The 23,571-nt window shown below is 49.5% G+C and carries 20 protein-coding genes; 10 read left to right on the top strand and 10 right to left on the bottom strand.

Annotation, left to right across the window (positions count from 1 at the left end; genetic code table 11):
* Positions 1 to 6: 6 nt before the first annotated feature.
* The 3 genes from spoT to recG are packed head-to-tail and all read left to right on the top strand — an operon-like array spanning position 7 to position 4,885.
* On the top strand, positions 7 to 2,106 hold the full coding sequence (spoT, locus tag E2566_RS21200; protein ID WP_107169347.1) for a bifunctional GTP diphosphokinase/guanosine-3',5'-bis pyrophosphate 3'-pyrophosphohydrolase: 2,100 nt from the start codon (positions 7 to 9) through the stop codon (positions 2,104 to 2,106).
* Positions 2,107 to 2,111: 5 nt separating this feature from the next.
* Positions 2,112 to 2,804, top strand: coding sequence for a tRNA (guanosine(18)-2'-O)-methyltransferase TrmH (gene trmH, locus E2566_RS21205; protein WP_107169348.1), 693 nt, complete (start codon positions 2,112 to 2,114; stop codon positions 2,802 to 2,804).
* Positions 2,804 to 4,885 carry an ATP-dependent DNA helicase RecG gene (gene recG, locus E2566_RS21210; protein WP_107169349.1) on the top strand — a complete coding sequence of 694 codons (2,082 nt, stop codon included), beginning with the start codon at positions 2,804 to 2,806 and terminating at the stop codon, positions 4,883 to 4,885. The genes trmH and recG overlap by 1 nt, the downstream gene beginning before the upstream one ends.
* A gap of 33 nt (positions 4,886 to 4,918) precedes the next feature.
* Here recG and E2566_RS21215 read toward each other — a convergent pair whose 3' ends face one another.
* Genes E2566_RS21215 through E2566_RS21230 form a run of 4 tightly spaced genes read right to left on the bottom strand, consistent with a single transcriptional unit; the run spans position 4,919 to position 7,647 of the window.
* Positions 4,919 to 5,302: a hypothetical protein gene (locus tag E2566_RS21215; protein ID WP_107169350.1), complete on the bottom strand. Its 384-nt coding sequence runs from the start codon at positions 5,300 to 5,302 to the stop codon at positions 4,919 to 4,921.
* A gap of 1 nt (position 5,303) precedes the next feature.
* A complete protein-coding gene (locus tag E2566_RS21220; protein WP_107169351.1) occupies positions 5,304 to 5,822 on the bottom strand; it encodes a C39 family peptidase in 519 nt (172 codons plus the stop codon).
* Positions 5,822 to 7,033: a transporter gene (locus E2566_RS21225; RefSeq protein WP_133169858.1), complete on the bottom strand. Its 1,212-nt coding sequence runs from the start codon at positions 7,031 to 7,033 to the stop codon at positions 5,822 to 5,824. The genes E2566_RS21220 and E2566_RS21225 overlap by 1 nt, the downstream gene beginning before the upstream one ends.
* 5 nt (positions 7,034 to 7,038) lie before the next feature.
* Positions 7,039 to 7,647, bottom strand: a complete 609-nt coding sequence (locus E2566_RS21230) for a hypothetical protein (RefSeq protein WP_107169353.1) — start codon at positions 7,645 to 7,647, stop codon at positions 7,039 to 7,041.
* 501 nt (positions 7,648 to 8,148) lie between these two features.
* On the opposite strand from E2566_RS21230, the gene E2566_RS21235 reads away from it, so the two are divergent.
* The gene (locus E2566_RS21235; protein ID WP_107169354.1) at positions 8,149 to 9,537 is read left to right on the top strand and encodes a nucleobase:cation symporter-2 family protein; all 1,389 of its coding nucleotides are present in this window, start codon (positions 8,149 to 8,151) and stop codon (positions 9,535 to 9,537) included.
* 157 nt (positions 9,538 to 9,694) lie between these two features.
* Positions 9,695 to 11,386, top strand: a complete 1,692-nt coding sequence (locus E2566_RS21240; RefSeq protein WP_107169355.1) for an AsmA family protein — start codon at positions 9,695 to 9,697, stop codon at positions 11,384 to 11,386.
* A 162-nt stretch (positions 11,387 to 11,548) separates the two neighbouring features.
* Here the strand turns inward: E2566_RS21240 and fabY are convergent, their stop codons facing one another.
* The 4 genes from fabY to typA all read right to left on the bottom strand — a co-directional run bounded on the left by fabY (position 11,549) and on the right by typA (position 15,667).
* Positions 11,549 to 12,490 carry a fatty acid biosynthesis protein FabY gene (fabY, locus tag E2566_RS21245; protein WP_107169356.1) on the bottom strand — a complete coding sequence of 314 codons (942 nt, stop codon included), beginning with the start codon at positions 12,488 to 12,490 and terminating at the stop codon, positions 11,549 to 11,551.
* A 77-nt stretch (positions 12,491 to 12,567) separates the two neighbouring features.
* Positions 12,568 to 13,005: a D-aminoacyl-tRNA deacylase gene (gene dtd / locus E2566_RS21250; protein WP_107169357.1), complete on the bottom strand. Its 438-nt coding sequence runs from the start codon at positions 13,003 to 13,005 to the stop codon at positions 12,568 to 12,570.
* A 64-nt stretch (positions 13,006 to 13,069) separates the two neighbouring features.
* Positions 13,070 to 13,681, bottom strand: coding sequence for a glucose-1-phosphatase (gene yihX, locus E2566_RS21255; RefSeq protein WP_107169358.1), 612 nt, complete (start codon positions 13,679 to 13,681; stop codon positions 13,070 to 13,072).
* A 162-nt stretch (positions 13,682 to 13,843) separates the two neighbouring features.
* A complete protein-coding gene (typA, locus tag E2566_RS21260) occupies positions 13,844 to 15,667 on the bottom strand; it encodes a ribosome-dependent GTPase TypA (RefSeq protein ID WP_107169359.1) in 1,824 nt (607 codons plus the stop codon).
* A gap of 369 nt (positions 15,668 to 16,036) precedes the next feature.
* Between typA and glnA the strand changes: the two genes are divergently transcribed.
* The 4 genes from glnA to E2566_RS21280 all read left to right on the top strand — a co-directional run bounded on the left by glnA (position 16,037) and on the right by E2566_RS21280 (position 20,401).
* A complete protein-coding gene (gene glnA / locus E2566_RS21265; RefSeq protein ID WP_107169360.1) occupies positions 16,037 to 17,446 on the top strand; it encodes a glutamate--ammonia ligase in 1,410 nt (469 codons plus the stop codon).
* Between the two features lie 203 nt (positions 17,447 to 17,649).
* A complete protein-coding gene (glnL, locus tag E2566_RS21270; protein WP_005968247.1) occupies positions 17,650 to 18,699 on the top strand; it encodes a nitrogen regulation protein NR(II) in 1,050 nt (349 codons plus the stop codon).
* Between the two features lie 8 nt (positions 18,700 to 18,707).
* Complete coding sequence (gene glnG / locus E2566_RS21275) at positions 18,708 to 20,120, top strand: nitrogen regulation protein NR(I) (protein WP_107169361.1); 1,413 nt, start codon at positions 18,708 to 18,710, stop codon at positions 20,118 to 20,120.
* A 143-nt stretch (positions 20,121 to 20,263) separates the two neighbouring features.
* The gene (locus tag E2566_RS21280) at positions 20,264 to 20,401 is read left to right on the top strand and encodes a YshB family small membrane protein (RefSeq protein ID WP_010281646.1); all 138 of its coding nucleotides are present in this window, start codon (positions 20,264 to 20,266) and stop codon (positions 20,399 to 20,401) included.
* Positions 20,402 to 20,460: 59 nt separating this feature from the next.
* On the opposite strand, the gene hemN is transcribed toward E2566_RS21280, so the two are convergent.
* Together hemN and yihI are read right to left on the bottom strand one after the other, a co-directional pair.
* Positions 20,461 to 21,834: an oxygen-independent coproporphyrinogen III oxidase gene (gene hemN, locus E2566_RS21285; protein WP_107169362.1), complete on the bottom strand. Its 1,374-nt coding sequence runs from the start codon at positions 21,832 to 21,834 to the stop codon at positions 20,461 to 20,463.
* Between the two features lie 314 nt (positions 21,835 to 22,148).
* Positions 22,149 to 22,703, bottom strand: a complete 555-nt coding sequence (gene yihI / locus E2566_RS21290) for a Der GTPase-activating protein YihI (protein ID WP_107169363.1) — start codon at positions 22,701 to 22,703, stop codon at positions 22,149 to 22,151.
* Between the two features lie 203 nt (positions 22,704 to 22,906).
* Between yihI and yihA the strand changes: the two genes are divergently transcribed.
* Positions 22,907 to 23,542, top strand: coding sequence for a ribosome biogenesis GTP-binding protein YihA/YsxC (gene yihA / locus E2566_RS21300; protein WP_107169365.1), 636 nt, complete (start codon positions 22,907 to 22,909; stop codon positions 23,540 to 23,542).
* The last annotated feature ends 29 nt before the right edge of the window (positions 23,543 to 23,571 follow it).

The following is a 23,571-nucleotide window of genomic DNA, read 5'->3' on the forward strand; positions in this document are numbered from 1 at the left end:
TCGCCCTTGTACATTTTTGAAAGCCTTAATCTGCTGATTCAACGTTATCTTCCCGAAGATCAGATCAAACGTTTACAGCAGGCTTACTTAGTTGCACGTGATGCTCACGAGGGGCAGACTCGCTCCAGCGGTGAACCCTATATCACACACCCTGTTGCCGTCGCCTGCATTCTGGCGGAGATGCGTCTCGATTACGAAACGCTGATGGCAGCACTGCTGCATGATGTCATAGAGGACACCCCCGCCACCTATCAGGACATGGAACAGCTTTTTGGTAAAAGCGTTGCTGAACTGGTAGAGGGCGTATCCAAGCTGGACAAACTGAAGTTCCGCGATAAGAAAGAAGCGCAGGCTGAAAACTTTCGCAAAATGATCATGGCGATGGTGCAGGACATTCGCGTCATCCTGATCAAACTTGCAGACCGTACCCATAACATGCGCACGCTGGGTTCATTACGCCCAGACAAACGTCGCCGCATTGCCCGTGAAACGCTGGAAATATACAGCCCACTGGCACACCGACTGGGTATTCATCACCTCAAAACCGAGCTGGAAGAGCTGGGTTTTGAGGCGCTGTATCCGAACCGCTATCGCGTCATTAAAGAGGTCGTTAAGGCCGCACGCGGTAATCGCAAGGAAATGATTCAGAAAATCCTATCGGAAATCGAAGGTCGTTTGACAGAAGCAGGGATTGCCTGCCGCGTCAGCGGTCGCGAAAAGCACCTGTACTCCATCTACTGCAAAATGCACCTGAAAGAGCAGCGTTTTCACTCCATCATGGATATCTACGCGTTTCGGGTCATCGTCAAAGAATTGGATACTTGCTATCGCGTGCTCGGTCAGGTTCACAGCCTGTATAAACCGCGCCCAGGCCGGGTGAAAGATTATATCGCCATTCCCAAAGCCAACGGCTATCAGTCGCTGCACACGTCTCTGATTGGTCCGCACGGCGTACCGGTCGAAGTACAGATTCGTACCGACGACATGGATCAAATGGCGGAAATGGGTGTTGCCGCGCACTGGGCCTATAAAGAAGGCGAGAGCAGCACTACCGCACAGGTACGCGCTCAACGCTGGATGCAAAGCCTGCTGGAACTCCAACAAAGTGCTGGCAGCTCGTTTGAATTTATCGAAAGCGTTAAGTCCGATCTCTTCCCTGACGAGATGTACGTCTTTACGCCGGAAGGCCGCATTGTGGAACTCCCCGCTGGCGCGACGCCTGTCGATTTCGCCTACGCGGTGCACACTGATATCGGCCACGCCTGCGTCGGTGCACGCGTTGACCGTCAGCCTTACCCGCTGTCACAGTCGCTTACCAGCGGCCAAACCGTTGAAATCATTACCGCACCGGGCGCCAGACCAAATGCCGCATGGCTTAACTTTGTGGTTAGCTCCAGAGCGCGTTCCAAAATCCGCCAGATGCTGAAAAACCTCAAACGTGATGATTCCGTGAGTCTCGGACGTCGTTTACTGAACCACGCATTAGGCAACGGCCGCAAACTCTCCGATATCCCTGAAAAGTCGGTTCAGTTGGAGCTTGAGCGCATGAAGCTCGCTACGCTGGACGATCTGATGGCGGAAATTGGTATGGGTAATGCCATGAGCGTTGTCGTGGCGAAAAATCTGCTGAACGAGCAATCTGAATTGGGAACCACTGGGCTGCGCAAGCTGCCAATCAAAGGCGCAGATGGCGTGATGCTTTCCTTCGCCAAATGCTGTCGCCCCATCCCAGGCGATCCGATCATTGCCCACGTCAGCCCCGGTAAAGGGCTGGTGATTCACCATGAATCCTGTCGCAACATTCGCGGCTATCAGAAAGAACCTGAGAAATTCATGGCGGTAGAGTGGGATAAGGTGACAGAACAAGAGTTCATCGCTGAGATCAAAGTGGATATGTTCAACCATCAGGGCGCACTAGCGAATCTGACGGCAGCGATTAACGCCGCGAACTCCAATATTCAGAGCATCAATACGGAAGAGAGGGACGGCCGCGTATACAGCGCCTTTATCCGCCTCACTACCCTTGATCGCGTTCATTTGGCTAATATTATGCGTAAAATTCGCGTAATGCCGGATGTCATCAAAGTTAACCGTAACCGAAATTAGCCGTCATGACTCCTCAACGTTATGCACGCATAAAAGAAATGCTGAACGGCCGTCAGCCCGATCTGACGATTTGCATGGAGCAGGTGCATAAACCGCATAATATTTCTGCCGTGATCCGCACTGCGGATGCTGTCGGCGTACATCAGGTTCATGCCATTTGGCCCACCAGCCGAATGAAAACGCTGGTTTCCTCCGCTGCGGGCAGTAATAGCTGGGTAGAAGTTAAAACCCATCGCACCATACATGATGCGGTCGGCCATCTGAAGGATGAGGGGATGCAGGTTCTGGCGACCAATTTGTCTGAACATGCGGTCGATTTTCGGGAAATTGATTACACCCTACCGACCTGTATTCTGCTCGGACAAGAAAAAACCGGAATTACTGCCGAAGCGCTCAAACTGGCCGATCGGGATATTATCATTCCGATGACCGGCATGGTGCAGTCGCTGAATGTCTCCGTGGCCTCAGCATTGATCCTGTATGAAGCACAGCGCCAGCGCCAGATCGCTGGCATGTATCAGCGTGAAGACAGCCCGTTGAATGAAGAAGAGCAGCAGCGCCTGCTGTTTGAAGGGGGTTATCCGGTACTGGCGCGCGTCGCAAAACGTAAAGGACTACCTCGCCCTTATATTGACCATCAGGGTCAGATTGTAGCGGATACCCCGTGGTGGGCCGCGATGCAATCGTCGGAGTGCTGATGAAAGGCCGCCTGCTAAACACCCAACCGCTAAGCACACTTGCCGGCGTGGGTGCCAGTCAGGCAGCAAAACTCGCCCGACTCGGGCTAGAAACCGTGCAGGATTTATTGCTGCATTTGCCCCTGCGTTACGAAGACCGCACGCACCTTTACCCGATTGGTGACCTCCTTCCCGGCATGTATGCCACCGTGGAAGGTGAAATCCTACGCAACGACATCACCTTTGGCAGCCGGCGTATGCTGACCTGCCAAATCAGCGACGGCAGCGGCATGCTGACCATGCGTTTCTTTAATTTCAGCGCAGCGATGAAAAACAGCCTCGCGCCGGGGCAACGTGTTACCGCTTATGGCGAAATCAAGCGCGGTAAAATCGGCGCAGAAATCATCCATCCTGAATACCGTGTTCAGGGGGATAATACCCAAGTTGAGCTACAGGAATCGCTGACGCCTGTTTACCCCTCCACAGAGGGCATTCGTCAGGCGACCCTGCGCAAACTCACCGATCAGGCGCTGGAGCTACTCACCGCAAACCACATCGATGAATTACTGCCTGAATCACTGAGCCGATCGCTCATTAGCCTACCGGACGCGCTGCGCACGTTACATCGTCCCTCACCGGATATGCAGCTCAGCGAGCTTGAGCATGGGAAACACCCAGCGCAGCAGCGGCTGATTATGGAAGAATTGCTGGCGCATAACCTGAGCCTGCTCGCCGTACGAGCAGGGGAACAGCGCCATAAAGCTTCGCCGCTACCCGCTAAAGACAGCTTGAAACAGCAACTGCTCTCCGCCCTACCGTTCACCCCTACGCAGGCACAAGATCGTGTCGTGGCGGAGATCGAAACGGATATGGCGAAAGATTTCCCGATGATGCGTCTGGTACAGGGTGACGTGGGTTCAGGGAAAACACTGGTCGCCGCGTTGGCCGCATTACGTGCTATTGCCAATGGCAAGCAGGTCGCGCTAATGGCACCAACAGAGCTATTGGCCGAACAGCACGCTCATAACTTCCGTCAGTGGTTTGAACCGCTAGGGCTTGAAGTCGGCTGGCTGGCTGGCAAACAAAAAGGAAAAGCGCGTCAGGCGCAGCAGGACGCCATTGCTAACGGTCAGGTTTCCATGGTTGTCGGGACCCACGCCATTTTCCAGCAACAGGTGAAATTCAACGGGCTGGCCTTGGTCATCATTGACGAACAGCATCGCTTTGGCGTTCATCAACGCCTTGCTCTGTGGGAAAAAGGCGAAGAACAAGGCTTTCATCCTCATCAACTGATTATGACCGCCACCCCTATTCCCCGGACGCTGGCGATGACGGCCTATGCCGATCTGGATACCTCAGTTATTGATGAGCTACCGCCGGGCAGAACCCCTGTCACCACGGTCGCCATACCAGATTCACGCCGCAGCGACATCATCGAACGAGTGAATAGCGCCTGTCAGCAGGAAGGTCGGCAGGCTTACTGGGTCTGTACACTGATTGAAGAATCCGACCTCTTGGAAGCACAGGCAGCGGAAGCCACCAGCGAAGAACTGAAGGCTGCGCTACCGAATCTCAAGGTTGGGTTGGTTCATGGCCGCATGAAAGCGCAGGAAAAGCAGGCGGTGATGCAGGCTTTCAAACAGGGTGAACTGCAACTTCTGGTGGCAACAACCGTCATCGAGGTCGGTGTCGATGTACCCAATGCCAGCCTGATGATCATTGAGAACCCGGAGCGTCTGGGTCTGGCGCAATTGCACCAATTACGTGGTCGCGTTGGGCGCGGTGCGGTGGCATCCCACTGTGTGTTGCTCTACAAAACACCGATGAGCAAAACCGCACAAAAACGACTTCAGGTTCTACGCGATAGCAATGACGGCTTTGTCATCGCCCAGCGCGATCTGGAAATTCGCGGACCAGGGGAATTATTGGGTACGCGGCAAACGGGCAATGCCGAGTTCAAAGTGGCCGATCTTCTGCGCGATCGGGATTTGATCCCACAGGTACACCGCGTTGCCCGCCATCTGCATGAGCACTATCCCGAGCACGCCATTGCGCTCATCGAACGCTGGCTACCCGAGCGGGTACGCTACACAAACGCCTGATGATATCAGCTATATTTTTAGATTTTAAAAATACTATATTTTAACAAAAGTGACGGTTCCAATACGCGATTCTGGGTTTTCCAGTTGAGATATATATTTATTGAAAATAATTCTATTCCTTAGCAAGGAATTAGCTCCATTCAAAATAAACTTCTCTTCTTTAGATAAATTTTTAGATCCATTTATCTCTGTAGATACGTCAAGTTTATTATTTGTAAAATTTTCAATAAAAACATTAAAAACATTTTTCCCCGTTTGTGCGCTGACAAGAGAAACAGATGAATTATTTTTCTTATTATACTCGTCAGTGGCTGTTTTTAATATTTCATTGAAAACTCCATTTTTTTTATCACGTTGAATTTTCCATGTATTATCAACACCTTGGAGTCGAGAAAAACCATTGATATCATTAGACATACTACCCCCCTATTAATAATGCATACCCTTTCCATCGGTGCTTTAGTTCATAAATTGGCATATTTATCTTTCCAATTTCAGGATCATAAAGCGTTGCATTTTCTTTATTCATTCTATCAAGCACAACAAAGTGTATGTATTCTGGCCCTTCGATAGGAATAATAATCGGTTCAGATATAACAAGTTCATTATCAATTTCAAATTTAACACCTTTAGCAGGGTATCCCAATCGCTCTACCTGCTGTTTTAAATCAAGAAGTGAGAATCCATTCTCTATCTTACTTCTCTCTGCTCCACTATCAGATCGAAAAATGATATCGGAGATTATTTCTATTTCTTTAATGTCGATGCCAAATTTCATATTCAAAAGAAGAGACAGTGCCGCAGGTCCACATGAAAAATCTGTAGTTTGCCGAGTAATCCCATCCATACGCAAATTAACCCACCCTTTAATCGATGTGTTATAGGCATATGAATAGTTCATTATCAACATAATAAAAATGCACAATAAACTTTTCATCAGAAATTCTTAGTCATTGTGATTCCAACAGTAGTACCTGTAGAATCCAAAGGAAAAGTTACTTCTGGCATAATACTCAATTTACTGGATAGTAGATAAGAGAAATAAAATGAAAGTAACTCGGTTTCTGAATCAGTTCCTTTCATGGTAGTACCATAATACTTCATCTTATCGGTCCATGCGTAAGTAAACTTAGAACCAAAAGAAGACATGTTATTCAAAGAGTATCCAGACCCAAGATAAAGAGACACCGTATCGCCTACTTTTATTTTCTCTTTTCCTTTATTCGTTTCAAACGTTTTTTCGTATGAAACGCCACCAAAAAATGTCACAGGATCTACGATACGCACAAAACTAATCGCCGGAGTGACGCTCCAATAACCTTCACTGTTGTTCAACGGTTGTTTCCAGGAGTCCAGTTTTTCAACAAATTCTTTTCTTCCTGTCGGTATTCCTATAGAAAGAGACCCAGTAATTGCCGGAAATTCCATTGACTCTTTAAGAATTCGATATTGTATACCCGTAGATATATCACCAACGTGTCCATTTTCCGCACTACGACTCCAGGCATTACTTGATACATCTTCAATCCGAGTATATGTATAAGGTAAATTAAACCATACACTTAAATTTTCAGTCACACCAAATCGAGGAGACACATAAAGATATAGTTTTTTAACTGAATAACTAGAAACCTGATAAGGACCTTGCAATGGCAGAGATGAGATCGATTTGTATGTCCTATATTTAAATCCAAAATCAACATCCGTCTCACCTGGATTAAGAAGAACAGTATAATCTGACAGGTAACTAATCGGTGCGCTATACTCTTCTTGTTTTTTATCTATTTTTGAAATAACATTTTCTCTATCCCTGACGATATCAAAATCTTTAACATCTTCAAAATTAAAATCGTAACTTACATTATGACGAGTGATTTTTTGTTTGTTATCCGATTTTGTAAGATAGCCAGTGACACGATCACCATTATTTAATGCAACAGTAAACTCATTATCAGTATTAATAAAAACAATGTCTTTTGCAGCTATCCTAATACTAGACTCATAAATGGTTCCAAAAACACAAACACCATTTTTAAAGGAGATAACATGCCCAGAAATGTTATCCCCATTTTTTAACTCGATTGTATCCGCACTAGCTATTGGTCCAATGAAAAATAATGCTGCCGCACCAAAAATTCGCAGAATCATTATCATCACCAACTTGTCACATTAATATTTCTAGTCCATTTAGCCCATCTAAGCGCTGTATTTGACATAGTTCCATCATTGTTTATAACACGATAATATTCTTCAACAATAGGAGCATTAGCATCATTAAACCCTCCATTTTTACTTTTCGAGGCTCGCCATATATCACCTATTACGGTATATTTATTCCCGTTACCAGTATCAGTTATCGTTATCGCACCTTTTTGGAAATACTCACTATTAGGAAAATAATTTTTGTGATCCTCGTCAACACCAAAATTATGTAACATATTTATATAATGGATACCATAAAAAGGTTCCCTTTCAGTAATCGTCAGAAACCCTTCTAAAGGTGCTTTTATCCCAGGATTACCAGCCATATTAAGAGTCGAATATTTAGGGAATTTAATATTTACCCATGGGTTTACATAACCAGATCCTGTTCCTGTCCATGGCTTTTTCGGTGGAAAAAGAGGCGGGTAAATAATACCAGGGATAGGCGTAATTAAACCTTTCCCATGGATATTAGCAAGCTGAGCATCATTTAGTTCAGTGACAACAGCCTGAGCTGCTGTGGAAAAAAATAGCGCCATTAACACTATTTTTACTTTCATATCATCATCCTTGATCATTTTAAATGAAAAATATTTTATTTAGTGCAAAAAGGAGGGGGAAGTCGCTCCCTGCAACTTTAATAAAATGACTATGAATTCATCGAAGCCATTATATATCAAGAAAAATGATTTAATCTAGTTGAAATAAATCATTATCACGGGACTATTTTAATTTAATATAATTAACAAGGTAATTATATTAAATTAGTGTTATAACAAACTCACACAGCATTATTTTTTATTAGAATAAAAATGATGGAATCCATTTTTTATAAGATAAAAAACATATTTAATTTAAAATTACCTTATATAAGGTCGCTATGATTGCCTTTTTCGAGACTATTTTCATCATTAATAATATTCTCACAAAGGGAAAACATCTGTCTGATGGGCTATTTCATAACCTAAAAATCATGTGGACAAACGTTAGCAAACGTTTGCTTTCGACAAAGAGATCATTAAAATGCGCTCTTTGTCGTTTCAGGAACGCCAACTTACATCATGACTACCACCACGGAAACGTCCCAAACCGAAGCCGCTGCCACTCCTCAGCGCAGTGAACTTATCTATCGTCTTGAAGACAGGCCACCGCTGCCGCAAACGCTGTTCGCCGCCAGCCAGCACCTGTTGGCCATGTTTGTTGCTGTGATTACCCCCGCGCTACTGATCTGTCAGGCATTAGGTTTACCCGCTCAGGATACGCAGCGCATCATCAGCATGTCGCTTTTCGCTTCCGGCCTGGCCTCTATTCTCCAAATTAAAACCTGGGGTCCCGTCGGTTCTGGTCTTCTATCTATTCAGGGCACCAGCTTTAACTTCGTGACGCCGCTGATTATGGGTGGGCTGGCGCTGAAGAATGGTGGAGCGGATGTTCCCACGATGATGGCTGCGCTGTTCGGTACGCTGATGGTCGCGTCCTTCACCGAAATCATTCTTTCACGCTTTTTGCATTTAACTCGCCGCATCATCACCCCGCTGGTTTCCGGCATTGTGGTGATGATCATTGGTCTGTCGTTGATTCAGGTCGGCCTGACCTCTATCGGCGGTGGTTATGCCGCGATGGGTAATAACACCTTCGGTGCGCCTAAGAACTTATTGCTGGCAGGTGTGGTGCTGCTGGTGATTATTCTGCTGAACCGCCAGCGTAACCCCTACCTGCGCGTCGCCTCGCTGGTGATTGCCATGGCGGTGGGTTATCTGGGTGCCTGGCTAATGGGTATGCTGCCGGAAAACACATCCTCGCAACACGATACAGCCATCATGGTGCCCACGCCGCTGTATTACGGTTTAGGCTTTGACTGGAATCTGTTGATTCCGCTGATGCTGGTCTTCATGGTCACATCGTTGGAAACCATCGGTGATATCACCGCGACCTCCGACGTTTCCGAGCAGCCCGTCAAAGGCCCACTGTACATGAAACGCTTGAAAGGCGGCGTGCTGGCAAACGGTCTGAACTCTTGCCTGTCCGCTGTATTCAATACCTTCCCGAACTCTTGCTTCGGCCAGAATAACGGCGTCATCCAGCTTACCGGCGTTGCTAGCCGATATGTCGGTTTCGTGGTTTCACTGATGCTGATCGCGCTAGGGCTGTTCCCTGCGGTCAGCGGATTTGTGCAACATATTCCAGAGCCGGTTCTGGGCGGCGCCACTATCGTGATGTTTGGTACGATCGCCGCCTCTGGTGTGCGCATTGTATCGCGTGAACCGCTGAACCGCCGTGCAATCATGATTATTGCACTGTCACTGGCTGTCGGCCTTGGCGTATCACAGCAGCCGTTGATTCTGCAATTCGCACCGGATTGGATTAAAACATTGCTGTCTTCCGGTATTGCCGCTGGCGGCATTACCGCAATCGTACTGAATATGGTCTTCCCACACGAAGAAAAATAGCGCCAGTACGCAATAATTTCTGTTCAATTCATGTAAAAGCGAGCGGTGATGCAACACCGCTCGCTTTTTACTGTCTGTAACAGCATTACCTATTGAGCCTTCAGGGAAATTGCGGCATAAGAACAGTTCTCCCTGACGATTGGCATGGACTGACACGATGAAATTTATCGGGAAATTATTGCTGACCCTACTGCTGCTGGCCTTTTTAGCGCTAGTGGTCGTATATGTATTACTGCAAACCAGTTGGGCGGCAGGCTGGGTGAGTAATTGGGTAAACCAGAACACCGACTACCAGTTATCACTGGGAAAAATCAATCATGGCTGGTCAACAGCCGATCATATCCAACTCACCGATGTCAGTTTTGGTCAGAAAAACCAGCCGCCGACCCTCACCGCAAAGCAGGTCTCAGCCGGGTTTAGCGTGCGTCAAATTACCGATCCGCGCCATTTCGCCAGCCTGGAATTGGAAGGCGGTACGCTGAACCTTTCCCCACAGGCCGCCACGCTCCCTATCGAAGCCGATGTGCTACAACTGCGTACCATGGCACTACAGGCAAAGGACGGTGATTGGCGCCTGAATGGTCAGCAGATCAACGGCGGCATAATGCCGTGGCAGCCCGAAGCGGGTTATCTACTGGGCAAACAAGGGCAGTTCCAGCTCAGCGCCCGTTCGCTTGAGCTCAACGATATTCCTGCCAGTCAGGTATTAGTTCAAGGCGAGATCAACCACAACCAGCTGATTTTGAGCAATTTCGGCGCCGATGTTGCCCAGGGGCAGCTAACAGGCAACGCCAGCCGCGCGGAAGACGGCAGTTGGCAGATCGGTAATCTCCGACTCAGCAATGTCCGTTTGCAAACGCAGAGAACGCCGGAAGCCTTCTGGCAGCCCGTAACCGAACTACCTTCGGTTACGGTTAACCGCTTTGACCTGATTGATGCTCGTATTGAAGGGCCGGGCTGGGCGTTTATCGACCTGGATGTTGCCCTACAAAATGTCACGTTTAAGCAGAATGACTGGCAGAGCGAAGGGGGGACGCTGTCGTTCAATGCGACCGATATTGTGAACGGCAACATGCACCTTATCGACCCGATCGTGAATCTGGATTTGTCGCCAGCGGGTGTTAACATCAAGCAGTTCTCCACACGCTGGGAAGGCGGTTTACTGCGGACCAACGGCAACTGGCAGCGGAGCAATCGGCGCTTACAGCTGAATGAATTTGTTGTTGCCGGGATGGAGTACACACTCCCCAGCGACTGGCGTCAACGTTGGCAAGCGACACTGCCATCATGGCTGGCAGAAGTGAATGTGCGAAAATTCACGGCGAATCGTAACCTGCTAATCGATATCAACCCGGATTTTCCTTTCCAGCTAACCGCATTGGATGGTTATGGCAGCGATTTGCTGCTGGCTCGCAATCACCAATGGGGAGTGTGGACAGGATCGTTGACTCTTAATGCCAGTGACGCAACGTTCAATAAAGTTGATGTTCGTCGCCCTTCTCTGGCATTGGTCGCCGATGATAACCAGCTCGCCATTAATGAACTCAGTGCATTTACGCAGAATGGCATGCTGGATGCTAAAGCAACCATCAATCAGCAACCCGCACGCAACTTTTCCCTATCGCTGACAGGGCGCGCCGTACCGCTAGATGTTCTGACACGTTGGGGATGGCCAGAACCCGCAACCGCACCAACAGGCAACACCAATCTGCAATTGCAGTTAAATGGGCGGCTTGCCGCGGATACACCGCTGAAGCCGACGCTAACTGGCACGCTACAAGGTGTGGATAGCAATGATCATCCCATCAGACAGCAAATGCATCAGGGAACGGTGACGGAAACGCCATAAATATTACGTTTTCAAAGACGTTAAAAGCATTCACAGATTAATAACATGCTGAAAAATAGGGTAAACCCCGTAAAAACCACGGGGTTACTCTGACGGGGTACTGCGGGCTAGCGTGAAGCGTGATGTACGGATGGGAAGAACGTCATAAGGCTCAGTAACGGGTTAATCGACTTCCGATCCCCCCTCTTCCAATGGCGCATCCGGCTGAGCAGGCAGCACGATATACACCCCTTCAAATAACGCCCCTTTATTGTCATCACCGAACAGCTCGACGTTTAACTGCACGCGCGCCTTACGCCCTCGAGCCAGACGATCCAGATCGCCACTCAGCGACCCCAAATCGGCAATAGCGCTTGGTCGGCCACTGACTGGCGTACTGTAACGAATATGCGCATCCGCCAGAATGATCGTTCCACCAAGATGCCGTTCACGCAGCAACAGCCAGATCAACCCCCAACCCGTTAGCGTTGCGAGAGAAAACATACTGCCGGCAAAAAGCGTGTGATGCGGATTCTGATTACCCGCTTCAGGCATGGTAGTAATAAATTTCTTCCCGGTGTACTGGCTTATCCGTACCCCCATTTTTTCACTCAGAGGGATATGATCATACCAAGCCTGCTGCAACTGCCCGCACCAGTCAGGGCGGTGCAAGATATCATCCAGCGTCACCACCGGTTTGATCATCAGGAAGTGCCGAACAGGCGTCGTTTGCGGCGCAGTGATTTCCCCCTGATTAACAAAACCTAGTTTGGAAAAGAAGTCCATTGCGTCTTCACGGGCGCTACAGACCACGCGTTTAACGCCTTCCTGACGTGCTACAGACTCCAGAGTAATCGCAAGCAGTGTTCCTAACCCTTTCCCCCGTAGGTCAGGATGAACAGCTAGAAAGCGGATTGCCGCCTCATTATCTGCATTGATAGAAAGACGCCCAATCGCGACCAGCTTCCCCTGCTCATCAACCACCGTTTGGTGATGTGCCAGCGCGTCATAGGCATCACGTTCGGAGCCTAGCGGCTGGTGTAGGGGTTTACGCAGCATTTCCCAGCGAAATTGATAGTACGCATCCAGTTCTTCCGCGCTTTCAGGTACTCTCAGATGATACATAGCCCTTCCTCTATGCCGATGATGCTTTGTTGCACCATGGTTCATAAGATCTCAAACTGATACACGGAACAGCAGCTTTATGTCTGTAACCAGAACGTCACCGGGCCATCATTCACCAATGCCACTTTCATATCCGCCGCGAACTGCCCCGTTTCTGTATGAACGCCTTGCTCACGACACTGCCCAACAAAATACTGATAGAGGCGATCGGCCTCTGAGGGATGTGCACCACGGGAAAATCCAGGTCTCATACCACGCTGCGTATCGGCCACCAGCGTAAACTGGGAAACCACCAGCACATTACCGCATGCCTGACGCACATTGAGGTTCATTTTCCCGTCATCGTCACCGAATATCCGGTAGCCCAACACGCGCTCGCAAAGTCGTGTAGCTTTTTGTTCGTCATCGCCCTGCTCAACGCCCAGCAAGATCAGCAAACCTTTATCGATTTCCCCAACCACACTGCCTTCTACCGTAACGCTGGCGCTGGAAACCCGCTGAATTAGCGCAATCATAAAACCCAACTACTCCTGATGTTATCATTCCCAAGAGGGGCTATGTCCGCCCCTGCGATACAAATCATGCTTTGGCCGTCGTTGTCTGCATAGCGAAAAAGTCTGGAACCACGTGACGATCGGTCACCAGAATGCTGTGAATGCCCAGACTCTGCGCAGCATCAATATTTGCAGAATTATCGTCAAAAAACACGGCCTGCTCAGGCGTAACACCTTCCTGTGTCAGGACATAGTGATAAATCGCCAATTCAGGTTTACGTAGCCCAATGTCTTGCGACAAATAGAGTCTGTCAGCCGCATCCCCCACTTCTGGAAACAATGCTGGCCAGTGTGAACAATGGAGACGATTGGTATTCGACAGAATCACCACGCGGTGTCCTTCCTGACGCAAACGCTGCATGATGTCGATAACCTCAGGACGCAGTGCAATAAAAATAGCCTGCCAGCCAGCGGTGAATTGCTCGAAGCTCAGGGCGATGCCCATTTCCTGGCACAGCCTGGTGGCAAATTCCTCGTCGCTAATTTCGCCCCGCTCATGCTGTTCAAACGCGTCGCCCATGACAAAGCGCTCTTGCAACGTTGCGAGCGGCGCGCTGCTCAGATTACTCCAGACGCCCAATACTCTTTTGAAATCAATATCAATGACGACATTACCCAAATCAAAGATATACAGCATGGCAGCCACCTTCTGACGCAATCGTAGGATTTTCACTGTAGCGGGAAATGGCGGAGCTGAACAGGGAGGAAATATAAAGGAAAGGTTAAAGTGGAAGAAAGCGCATAAAATTCAGGGCACCCGAAGGTACCCTGTTACGTGACAATACAAATCGGTCTGAAATTAGACGTCTTTGCTGCCGCGGCTCGCGCGCTTACGATCGTTTTCAGTCAGGTGACGCTTACGAATACGAATAGACTGTGGCGTAACTTCAACCAGTTCGTCATCATCAATGAACTCCAGCGCTTGTTCCAGAGACATTTTGATGGCCGGAACCAGCGTAGTCGCTTCGTCAGTACCCGATGCACGCATGTTGGTCAGTTTCTTACCGGTCAGACAGTTTACCGTCAGGTCGTTAGAACGTGAGTGAATACCGATGATCTGGCCTTCATACACTTCTGCACCGTGTCCGAGGAACAGCTTACCGCGATCTTGCAGGCTAAACAGTGCGAACGCGACCGCTTTACCCTGACCATTAGAGATCAGCACGCCGTTCTGACGTTGGCCGATTTCACCCTGACGCACGTCATCGTAGTGGCTGAACGTGGAGTACAGCAGACCTGTACCAGACGTCATAGTCATGAATTCGGTACGGAAACCGATCAGACCACGAGCAGGGATCAGGTAATCCAGACGGATACGACCCTTGCCATCTGGGATCATGTCTTTCACATCACCTTTACGTTCACCCATGGCTTGCATGACTGAACCCTGGTGCTGTTCTTCGATGTCCAGCGTTACGTTTTCAAACGGCTCTTGGTTACGACCGTCGATAACGCGGTTGATAACTTTCGGACGTGATACAGCCAGTTCGAAGCCTTCACGACGCATGTTTTCGATCAGAACGGACAGGTGCAATTCACCACGGCCAGAAACGCGGAACGCATCGGCGTCTTCGGTTTCGTCAACGCGCAGAGCAACGTTGTGCACCAGCTCTTTGTTCAGACGCTCCAGAATCTGGCGCGACGTCACATACTTACCTTCTTTACCGCAGAATGGTGAAGTATTGACGTTGAAGAACATGGTAACGGTAGGTTCATCGACACTCAGTGCTGGCAGCGCTTCGACATTCTGCGGATCGCAGATAGTGTCGGAAATGTTCAGCTCGCCCAGACCGGTGATCGCGATGATATCGCCTGCTTCCGCTTCAGTCGCGTCGATACGCTCCAGACCCAGGTGAGTCAGAACTTTACCGACTTTACCGTTACGGGTTTTGCCTTCGCTATCAACAATAGTGACTTGTTGGTTAGGCTTAACTTTACCGCGCTTGATACGGCCGATACCGATAACGCCAACATAGTTGTTGTAGTCCAGCTGAGAGATCTGCATCTGGAACGGCGCATCCATCTCAACCTGAGGCGGAGAAACGTGATCGACAATCGCCTGATACAGCGGAGTCATATCTTCCGCCATGTCAGTGTGGTCGAGACCCGCGATACCATTCAGCGCAGAAGCATAAATGATAGGGAAATCCAGCTGCTCGTCAGTCGCATCCAGGTTCACGAACAGGTCAAATACCTGATCGACAACCCAGTCAGGACGCGCACCAGGACGGTCAACTTTGTTGATAACCACAATAGGTTTCAGACCGTTGGCAAACGCTTTTTTGGTCACGAAACGAGTTTGCGGCATCGGGCCATCCATCGCATCAACAACCAGCAGTACCGAGTCAACCATCGACATAACACGCTCAACCTCGCCGCCGAAGTCGGCGTGTCCCGGGGTATCTACGATGTTAATACGGTAGTCTTTCCAATTAATGGCGGTATTTTTTGCGAGGATAGTAATTCCACGCTCTTTCTCCAAATCGTTGGAGTCCATTACACGCTCAGTTGCTTCGACACGTTCACCGAACGTTCCGGATTGTTGCAACAGTTTGTCAACCAGGGTGGTTTTCCCATGGTCAACGTGCGCAATAATGGCGATGTTACGCAAATTTTCGATCACAGCTTTGCCTCAGGCATTTAGAAATAGCGCGCTATTGTACACGTATTAATCGAGGGACTAAACAAGATCACAAGCATCTATGATAAACAACCTAGAGCTGCCTGCTTTGTGATCCCTTTCACGGTGCAAAAGCGCTACAAGCGAACATGAATGCACTAAATAAGTGCAATAATTCACATATGGAGCACCATTTTGGTGCTTTAGACTATAATGGTGCAGTGGGTTTACGTGAGAAAGCCCCAAGGGGCAACACATTGCACGAATTTAAAAAGTTGGCACACTTTTAGCTTTAGTCTACTCACGGCAACAACATCAATCCACAACGATATTCGTTCCACGACGATAAATGACCAATCGGGAGAACCAAGTATGTCCGCAGAACATGTTTTGACGATGCTGAATGAGCACGAAGTGAAGTTTGTTGATTTACGCTTCACGGATACTAAAGGTAAAGAGCAGCACGTCACCATTCCGGCTCATCAAGTCAATGCCGACTTCTTCGAAGAAGGTAAAATGTTTGATGGTTCCTCGATTGGCGGCTGGAAAGGTATTAACGAGTCAGACATGGTTCTGATGCCAGATGCCAGCACCGCGATGATCGATCCGTTCTTCGAAGATTCTACGCTGATCATTCGTTGTGACATCCTCGAGCCAGGCACCATGCAGGGCTACGATCGCGACCCACGTTCTATCGCGAAACGTGCGGAAGATTTCCTGCGTTCTTCTGGCATTGCCGACACCGTACTGTTCGGGCCAGAGCCAGAATTCTTCCTGTTTGATGACATCCGTTTCGGCAGCAGCACGTCCGGCTCCCACGTTGCTATCGACGATATCGAAGCTTACTGGAACTCCGGTAAAGAATACGAAGGCGGTAACAAAGGTCACCGTCCAGGTCTGAAAGGCGGCTACTTCCCAGTTCCACCTGTCGACTCAGCGCAGGACATCCGTTCTGCTATGTGCTTGACCATGGAGCAAATGGGTCTGGTTGTTGAAGCTCACCACCACGAAGTGGCAACTGCTGGTCAGAACGAAGTGGCTACCCGCTTCAACACCATGACCAAAAAAGCGGACGAAATTCAGATCTACAAATATGTCGTACATAACGTGGCTCACGCCTACGGTAAAACGGCGACCTTCATGCCAAAACCCATGTTCGGTGATAACGGTTCTGGTATGCACTGCCACATGTCTCTGTCTAAAGACGGTACTAACCTGTTCGCTGGCGACAAATACGGCGGCCTGTCTGAACTGGCTCTGTTCTACATCGGCGGTGTTATCAAACACGCTAAAGCTATCAACGCCCTGGCGAACCCAACCACTAACTCCTACAAGCGTCTGGTCCCAGGCTACGAAGCCCCTGTTATGCTGGCTTACTCTGCCCGTAACCGTTCTGCTTCAATCCGTATCCCTGTGGTTGCTAGCCCGAAAGCACGTCGTATCGAAGCGCGCTTCCCTGACCCAGCAGCTAACCCATACCTGTGCTTCGCCGCACTGCTGATGGCCGGCCTTGACGGTATCATCAACAAAATCCACCCTGGCGATGCGATGGACAAAAACCTGTACGACTTGCCACCGGAAGAAGAAGCAGAGATTCCAAAAGTTGCAGGTTCTCTGGACGAGGCCCTGGCTGCACTGAACGAAGACCGCGAGTTCCTGACCCGTGGTGGCGTGTTCACCGACGACGCTATCGAAGCGTATATCGAACTGCGTAAATCTGAGATTGACCGCGTTCGTATGACGCCACACCCAGTTGAGTTCGAACTGTACTACAGCGTCTAATAATCTCTGCCTTGGCGTGGTTGGGTGTGCTGATACCCGACCATCACCGATAACCAACAGAATACTAAGAAGTTTGTTCTTGTTGCCGTGGAAACGCTTCAGCCCATCTTCGGATGGGCTTTTTTCACCACGGGCATTGGCCGTTGTGGCGTAACATCCATCATCCACACTAAATGCACCATGCTGGTGCGGGAGTCTGCGTTATGGCAACAGGCACGCTGCCCGATGCTGGGCAGATCCTAAATTCTCTGATAAATAGCATCTTATTGCTGGATAACGATCTGGCGATTCACTATTCCAACCCGGCAGCACAGCAATTACTGGCACAAAGCTCGCGTAAATTATCTGGCACACCGCTGCCCGATTTGCTGGGATATTTTTCTCTGAATATCGATTTACTGCGTGAAAGTCTGGATTCAGGACAAGGTTTTACGGATAACGAAGTCACCCTCGTCGTGGATGGCAAAGCGCACATCATGTCGCTCACCGCTCAGCGGGTACAAAACGATTTTATCTTACTGGAAATGGCGCCGATGGATAACCAGCGCCGTCTCAGTCAGGAACAGCTTCAACATGCACAGCAGCAGGCCGCTCGTGACTTGGTCCGAGGTCTGGCACATGAGATAAAAAATCCGCTTGGAGGATTGCGCGGAGCCGCACAGCTGCTTGCCAAGGCATTGCCCGATCCCGCGTTGACGGAATACACCAAGGTCATTATTGAGCAGGCGGATCGCCTGCGTAATCTGGTTGATCGCCTGCTTGGGCCACAACAGCCCGGCCTGCACGTCACTCAAAGCATCCATCAGGTCGCCGAACGTGTTTGCCAGCTTGTCTCACTGGAAAAGCCAGATAACGTGACGCTGGTAAAAGATTACGATCCTAGCCTGCCGGAGTTAACGCACGACCCCGACCAGATTGAACAGGTACTGCTGAATATTACCCGAAATGCGCTACAGGCGCTGGGCGAGGAAGGCGGGACGATTACGATACGTACACGCACGGCTTTTCAGCTTACCTTGCACGGTGTGCGCTACCGCCTCGCCGCCCGTATTGATGTGGAAGATGACGGCCCCGGCGTACCCGCTCAGCTACAGGACACCCTGTTTTACCCGATGGTAAGCGGGCGCGAAGGGGGAACCGGTTTAGGGCTTTCTATCGCCCGCAGTCTTATCGACCAACACTCCGGTAAAATTGAATTTAACAGTTGGCCAGGACACACCGAATTCTCGGTTTACCTGCCCATTCGCCAGTGAGGTTCACAATGCAACGAGGGATAGTCTGGATTGTCGATGACGATAGCTCCATCCGTTGGGTGCTTGAGCGCGCGCTTGCTGGTGCGGGTTTAACCTGCGCAACGTTTGAGAACGGCAATCAGGTATTGCATGCGCTAGCAACACAAACCCCCGACGTTCTGCTGTCCGACATCCGCATGCCAGGGATGGATGGACTAGCGCTCTTACAGCAAATCAAACAGCGCCACCCAATGCTCCCGGTCATCATTATGACGGCACATTCCGATCTGGATGCTGCCGTCAGCGCTTATCAACAAGGTGCGTTCGACTATTTGCCGAAACCCTTTGATATTGATGAGGCCGTTGCGCTAGTTGAACGTGCAATCAGCCATTATCTGGAGCAACAGCAGCCGGTACGTAGCCAGCCGATCAATGGTCCGACAACGGACATTATCGGTGAAGCGCCTGCGATGCAGGATGTCTTTCGCATTATCGGTCGCCTATCTCGTTCGTCGATCAGTGTGCTGATTAACGGCGAATCGGGAACTGGTAAAGAGCTGGTGGCACACGCCCTGCATCGCCACAGCCCGCGCACCAAAGCTCCTTTTATCGCTCTGAATATGGCCGCTATTCCCAAAGATCTGATCGAATCGGAACTGTTCGGCCATGAAAAAGGCGCGTTTACAGGCGCAAACCAGATCCGTCAGGGTCGTTTTGAGCAGGCCGATGGCGGTACGCTGTTTCTGGATGAAATCGGCGATATGCCGCTAGACGTACAAACACGTCTGCTGCGCGTATTGGCAGATGGACAGTTTTACCGCGTTGGCGGCTATGCAGCGGTGAAAGTGGATGTCCGCATTATTGCGGCAACGCACCAAAATCTTGAACAACGCGTGCAGGAAGGCAAATTCCGTGATGACCTATTTCATCGCCTGAATGTGATCCGCGTTCATCTGCCGCCGCTACGTGAGCGTCGGGAAGATATCCCCCGTCTGGCACGTTATTTCTTGCAGGCCACGGCCAAAGAGCTGGGTGTCGAGCCGAAGAATTTGCATCCAGAAGCGGAAACGGCATTAACCCGTTTACCGTGGCCTGGCAACGTTCGCCAATTGGAGAACACCTGCCGCTGGTTGACGGTCATGGCCGCTGGTCAGGAAGTGTTGATCCAAGATCTGCCGCCTGAACTGTTCGAGACCACCGCGCCCGATTCTACCGTGCATATTCTGCCAGACAGTTGGGCCACGCTATTAGCACAATGGGCCGATCGCGCACTGCGTTCCGGTCATCAAAACCTGCTGGCGGAAGCGCAACCAGAAATGGAAAGAACGCTACTGACAACGGCACTTCGGCATACTCAGGGACATAAACAGGAAGCGGCAAGATTGCTGGGATGGGGTAGAAATACCCTGACTCGTAAATTAAAAGAGCTGGGAATGGAGTAGCGAGATTGTTTTTTTATTGCTCAATTGTTAACAAACAATTTGGTGATAAAAAATACAATCTGGCGCACGAAATTGTCATTAATTTGTCCTTTACTTGCCTTGAGCCAGCAGTATGATCGTGTCGCTGATTCGGGAGGAATACCATGCTGGACTCATTGATTTCTGCGGCGACACTTTCCGTTGCAACACACGGCGCTGAAATTGGCTCTGCGGCAAGCCATTCGCCGCAGGCTGCTATTGCCGCCGTTTTGTGTGCCGCGCTGATTAACTTCTTTAGTTAATCAGAGAAAAGTTAAGAGAACAGCCAGCCGGTCTGAACACCGACTGGCTGTTTTTTTGGTTAAATCACGCGGGAAAATTGCTGTGTCCTGAGCTTGCTACGTAAATAAACATCAAAACACATGCAGATATTGCGAATCAGCAAACGTCCTTTCGGCGTCACCACCAGTCCGTCCTGCTGACTATCGACCAGCCCATCAGCCACCAGCGGTGCCAATAGCGCTAAATCCTGCTCAAAGTAGGTTTTAAAATCGATCGCGTATTCTGCTTCAATCGGCGCATAGCTGAGTTGGAAATTACAGATAAGCGTCTTAATCACATCGCGGCGAAGACAATCATCACGCGTCAGCTGTAATCCACGCCACAAGCCATGCCCTTGGTCTTTAACCTGTGCATAATACTGCTTCAGCTCTTTCTGGTTCTGAGCATAGCTATCACCGATCATACTAATCGCTGAAACACCCATACCAAGCAGATCGCTATCGCCTTGCGTCGTATAGCCCTGGAAATTGCGATGCAATTTCCCTTCTCGCTGCGCCACCGCCAGCTCATCGTCAGGGCGAGCAAAGTGATCCATACCGATAAACTGGTAGCCCGATTGCGTCAGCGACCCAATCGTCTGTTGCAGAATATCCAGCTTTTGCTCCGCGCTCGGTAAATCCGCGTCTTTAATTTTACGCTGTGCCGCGAATAGGCTAGGTAAATGCGCATAGTTAAAAACACTCAGTCGATGCGGACTTAATTCCGCAACGCGCTGTAGCGTAAAGGCGAAGCTTTCCGGCGTTTGCTTCGGCAGGCCGTAAATCAAATCAATATTGGTTGAGGTGAAGCCAAGCGCCTTTGCCCGTTCAATAAGGGCAAAAATAAAGTCTTCATCCTGCTCACGATTGACAAGCTTCTGAACGTCTTTATTAAAATCCTGCACCCCCATGCTAAGGCGGTTAAACCCTTCAGCACGTAGATGGTCGAGAACATCCAGTTCAATTTCCCGCGGATCAACTTCAAGCGACAGCTCAGCCTGCTCGGAAAAAGAGAACAGCTCACGCAACAGTGACATCAGCCGGCTAATTTGTGCTGTATTCAGGTAGGTCGGCGTACCGCCGCCCCAATGCAATTGCGTCACCATTCGTCCGACGAATAGCGGCGCGCGCTGACGAATCTCCAGCTCCAGCACATCAAGGTATTCATCCGCTTTATGCTGCTGACGCGTAACCAGCTTATTACAGCCGCAGAAATAGCACAGCCGATGGCAAAAAGGGATGTGGATATACAGCGACAGCGGTCGCTGCGGATAACGGGCAATGGCATGCTGAAACGCAGGCTCATCGTAAGCTTCACTGAATTCTAACGCTGTGGGATAAGACGTATAACGCGGCCCAGAATAGTTATATTTTTGAATCAGGGCCAGATCCCAGTCAACGGACGGTATCGACATATTCGCTCACTCCTTCCAGTTTTTACTCGGTGGGTTATCCTTCCCCTCCTTCAGATCACCAAAAAACGGCGTTCAAAAGCGCTCCCGGCATTTCGCTACTCACCTCATCCCTGATGACTCACAGCCCTAAAGGGCTGCGTTCAAAAACGTTTCCTATGTTCTTGTTTTGGGCGTCGAACCTGATTCACGCGCCCGTTAAACAAGGCGCGATGCAACCGATGCTTACGCTTCGACAATAACCATAGTTTACTGAACAGACAGAGCAGATAAAACGCAACCAGCAATATCAGGAACAGAAACAGCCATTTCATTGATTAGAACGCGTCTTTCGGGTTATTACGTTTTAAAAGCTGCAACATGTCTTCCTGTTGCTCTTCTTCATCATCATCACCCAGCTCGATTCCAAGCTCTTCCATCAGGATATCGATACGATCCAGCGTTTCGTCAACCCATGACTGATCTTTAGCGCTCAGCGTTTCACCGCTATCCAGACGATCCAACAGGGCATCCAGACGCGCATCGTTCTCTAACATTTCCAGCTCTTCTTCTGGAGACATTGTCGGCTTGGCAGCAACGGCTTTCTCCACGGGCGCAGAAGGCTTTGACTTAGGCTTCGGTTTAGTGATAGCGCTATCTAACACGCCAAGCTGTACAGGCTTTTTACTACCAATACGCGGATCGGCTACTTTACGTTGCCCGGACTTCTGGTCAGAAGACGCTTTTTCCTGAGTTCGGCTACCCGCAGCATGACCACGATGTTTTTTATCTCTTTTCCGCTCACGCGCTTCACGCTCCAGCTCTTCGCGGGATTTTCTTTTTACTTTGGGCTTTTCTGCCTTATCGGCAGCCCCTTTGACAGGTCGGTTCATAATGTTGTTCTCAGGTACACAGATATAAGGGAAGTGCGGCGGAATCTAGCAGAAAGCCCGATAATAAAAAAGCGCCCACATCAGACGACCGAGCTTTTCTTTTCATATCAGTCTGCTGCACTTTAAGGCAGATAAACCCGCCTTTATTGTCAGTTACAGGTATAATCCCCAACCAGACAGAGATCCAGACAGAGATAACGATCGTGACCCAGCAATATAACTACCACATGACGCGTTTTATCATCAGCGCCCCGGATATTCGCCATCTGGCAACAGATAGCGGTATTGAAGTGGCCTTTGCTGGGCGTTCTAACGCCGGAAAATCCAGCGCGCTGAATACGCTGACCAACCAGAAGAACCTGGCGCGAACCAGTAAAACGCCGGGCCGTACTCAGTTGATTAACCTGTTCCAGGTGGCAGACGATGTACGTTTAGTCGATCTCCCTGGCTATGGTTATGCCGAAGTGCCAGAGCAAATGAAGATCAAATGGCAACGTGCGCTCGGTGAATATCTGCAAAAGCGTAACAGCCTAAAGGGTCTGGTTGTGCTTATGGATATTCGTCATCCTTTGAAAGATCTCGATCAGCAAATGATTCAGTGGGCTGTCGATGTCGAGCTTCCGGTCTTAGTACTACTGACCAAAGCCGATAAGCTGGCTTCAGGTGCACGTAAGACACAGTTGCATATGGTTCGCGAGGCTGTCGTGCCATTTATGGGTGATATTCAGGTTGAGGCATTTTCGTCACTGAAAAAACTCGGCGTCGATAAACTACGGCAGAAATTGGATAACTGGTTCAGCACGCTGCCACACGCTGAAGAAGAACAAGAAGCAGAATAATTCTTTCACGTGGTGCAGAGTATCATTAC

Source organism: Pectobacterium punjabense, assembly GCF_012427845.1.
In the GTDB taxonomy this organism is placed as follows: domain Bacteria; phylum Pseudomonadota; class Gammaproteobacteria; order Enterobacterales; family Enterobacteriaceae; genus Pectobacterium; species Pectobacterium punjabense.